This window comes from Xenorhabdus innexi, assembly GCF_002632485.1.
GTDB classification, from domain to species: Bacteria; Pseudomonadota; Gammaproteobacteria; order Enterobacterales; family Enterobacteriaceae; genus Xenorhabdus; species Xenorhabdus innexi.
The window spans coordinates 1-3256 of the sequence record NZ_NIBU01000130.1 but is presented as its reverse complement, the minus strand read 5'-3'; the positions used below and the strand labels follow the sequence as shown (position 1 = coordinate 3256).

General features: G+C 53.8%; 2 rRNA genes. Both read left to right on the top strand.

Annotation, left to right across the window (positions count from 1 at the left end):
* Nucleotides 1-121: 121 nt before the first annotated feature.
* Nucleotides 122-3031 (top strand): 23S ribosomal RNA (locus tag Xinn_RS20290).
* A 107-nt stretch (nt 3032-3138) separates the two neighbouring features.
* Nucleotides 3139-3254, top strand: a 5S ribosomal RNA gene (rrf, locus tag Xinn_RS20285).
* The last annotated feature ends 2 nt before the right edge of the window (nt 3255-3256 follow it).

The window sequence follows — 3256 nt, the reverse complement described above, 5'->3', positions numbered from 1 at the left end:
TGCTCTTTAACAATCTGGAACAAGCTGAAAAATTTGAAACACTCAGTGATTTTGCTGTTTGACAGCAAGGTGATTGAGGAGTCTCTCAAAACCCCAATCCGAAGACACCTTCGGGTTGTGAGGTTAAGCGACTAAGCGTACACGGTGGATGCCTAGGCAGTCAGAGGCGATGAAGGGCGTGCTAATCTGCGATAAGCGCCGGGAAGGGGATATGACCCGCAAGACCCGGCGATACCCGAATGGGGAAACCCAGTGCAATCCGTTGCACTATCGTTTGATGAATTCATAGTCAAACGAGGCGAACCGGGGGAACTGAAACATCTCAGTACCCCGAGGAAAAGAAATCAACCGAGATTCCCCCAGTAGCGGCGAGCGAACGGGGAGGAGCCCAGAACCAACAACGGCTTGTGTGTCAGTGGAAGCGCCTGGAAAGGCGCGCAGTAAAGGGTGATAGCCCCGTACACGAAGACGCATAAGCCGGGAGTTCGACGAGTAGGGCGGGACACGTGGTATCCTGTCTGAACATGGGGGGACCATCCTCCAAGGCTAAATACTCCTGACTGACCGATAGTGAACCAGTACCGTGAGGGAAAGGCGAAAAGAACCCCGGCGAGGGGAGTGAAAGAGAACCTGAAACCGTGTACGTACAAGCAGTGGGAGCACCCTTTGGGGTGTGACTGCGTACCTTTTGTATAATGGGTCAGCGACTTATATTCTGTAGCAAGGTTAACCGTATAGGGGAGCCGCAGGGAAACCGAGTCTTAACTGGGCGTTAAGTTGCAGGGTATAGACCCGAAACCCGGTGATCTAGCCATGGGCAGGTTGAAGGTTGGGTAACACTAACTGGAGGACCGAACCGACTAATGTTGAAAAATTAGCGGATGACTTGTGGCTGGGGGTGAAAGGCCAATCAAACCGGGAGATAGCTGGTTCTCCCCGAAAGCTATTTAGGTAGCGCCTCGTGAATTCATCTTCGGGGGTAGAGCACTGTTTCGGCTAGGGGGTCATCCCGACTTACCAACCCGATGCAAACTGCGAATACCGAAGAATGTTATCACGGGAGACACACGGCGGGTGCTAACGTCCGTCGTGGAGAGGGAAACAACCCAGACCGCCAGCTAAGGTCCCCAAGTCATGGTTAAGTGGGAAACGAAGTGGGAAGGCTCAGACAGCCAGGATGTTGGCTTAGAAGCAGCCATCATTTAAAGAAAGCGTAATAGCTCACTGGTCGAGTCGGCCTGCGCGGAAGATGTAACGGGGCTAAACCATGCACCGAAGCTGCGGCAGCGACGCTTAGGCGTTGTTGGGTAGGGGAGCGTTCTGTAAGCCGTTGAAGGTGAATCGTGAGGTTTGCTGGAGGTATCAGAAGTGCGAATGCTGACATAAGTAACGATAAAGCGGGTGAAAAACCCGCTCGCCGGAAGACCAAGGGTTCCTGTCCAACGTTAATCGGGGCAGGGTGAGTCGACCCCTAAGGCGAGGCTGAAAAGCGTAGTCGATGGGAAACAGGTTAATATTCCTGTACTCGGTGTTACTGCGAAGGGGGGACGGAGAAGGCTATGTCATCCGGGCGACGGTCGTCCCGGTTTAAGCGTGTAGGTGGGCAGTCCTGGTAAATCCGGACAGCCGTTAACACTGAGGCGTGACGACGAGGCACTACGGTGCTGAAGTGACAGATGCCCGGCTTCCAGGAAAAGCCTCTAAGCATCAGGTAACATTGAATCGTACCCCAAACCGACACAGGTGGTCAGGTAGAGAATACTCAGGCGCTTGAGAGAACTCGGGTGAAGGAACTAGGCAAAATGGTGCCGTAACTTCGGGAGAAGGCACGCTGGCGCGTAGGTGAAGGGACTTGCTCCCGGAGCCGAAGCCAGTCGCAGATACCAGCTGGCTGCAACTGTTTAATAAAAACACAGCACTGTGCAAACACGAAAGTGGACGTATACGGTGTGACGCCTGCCCGGTGCTGGAAGGTTAATTGATGGGGTTATCGCTTTGCGAGAAGCTCTTGATCGAAGCCCCAGTAAACGGCGGCCGTAACTATAACGGTCCTAAGGTAGCGAAATTCCTTGTCGGGTAAGTTCCGACCTGCACGAATGGCGTAATGATGGCCAGGCTGTCTCCACCCGAGACTCAGTGAAATTGAACTCGCTGTGAAGATGCAGTGTACCCGCGGCAAGACGGAAAGACCCCGTGAACCTTTACTATAGCTTGACACTGAACACTGGTCCTTGATGTGTAGGATAGGTGGGAGGCTTGGAAGCGTGGACGCCAGTCTGCGTGGAGCCATCCTTGAAATACCACCCTTTAATGGCTGGTGTTCTAACGTAGGCCCGTTATCCGGGTTGCGGACAGTGTCTGGTGGGTAGTTTGACTGGGGCGGTCTCCTCCCAAAGCGTAACGGAGGAGCACGAAGGTTAGCTAATCACGGTCGGACATCGTGAGGTTAGTGCAAAGGCATAAGCTAGCTTGACTGCGAGAGTGACGGCTCGAGCAGGTACGAAAGTAGGTCTTAGTGATCCGGTGGTTCTGAATGGAAGGGCCATCGCTCAACGGATAAAAGGTACTCCGGGGATAACAGGCTGATACCGCCCAAGAGTTCATATCGACGGCGGTGTTTGGCACCTCGATGTCGGCTCATCACATCCTGGGGCTGAAGTAGGTCCCAAGGGTACGGCTGTTCGCCGTTTAAAGTGGTACGCGAGCTGGGTTTAGAACGTCGTGAGACAGTTCGGTCCCTATCTGCCGTGGGCGTTGGAAGATTGAAAGGGGCTGCTCCTAGTACGAGAGGACCGGAGTGGACGCACCACTGGTGTTCGGGTTGTCATGCCAATGGCATTGCCCGGTAGCTACGTGCGGCAGAGATAACCGCTGAAAGCATCTAAGCGGGAAACTTGCCTTAAGATGAGTCTTCCCTTGTCCCTTGAGGACACTGAAGGAGCGTTCGAGACGAGGACGTGGATAGGCTGGGTGTGTAAGCGTTGCGAGACGTTGAGCTAACCAGTACTAATGAACCGTGCGGCTTAACCTGACAACACCGAAGGTGTTTTAGGGTGTTTGAGAGAAAGACGAAGTTTCAAAGAGAAAATGCGGCATGAAAGCCGCAAGCAGCTTGTTCGGGATTGAAAACAGGATTTGTCTGGCGGCAATAGCGCGGTGGTCCCACCTGACCCCATGCCGAACTCAGCAGTGAAACGCCGTAGCGCCGATGGTAGTGTGGGGTCTCCCCATGTGAGAGTAGGACACTGCCAGACAT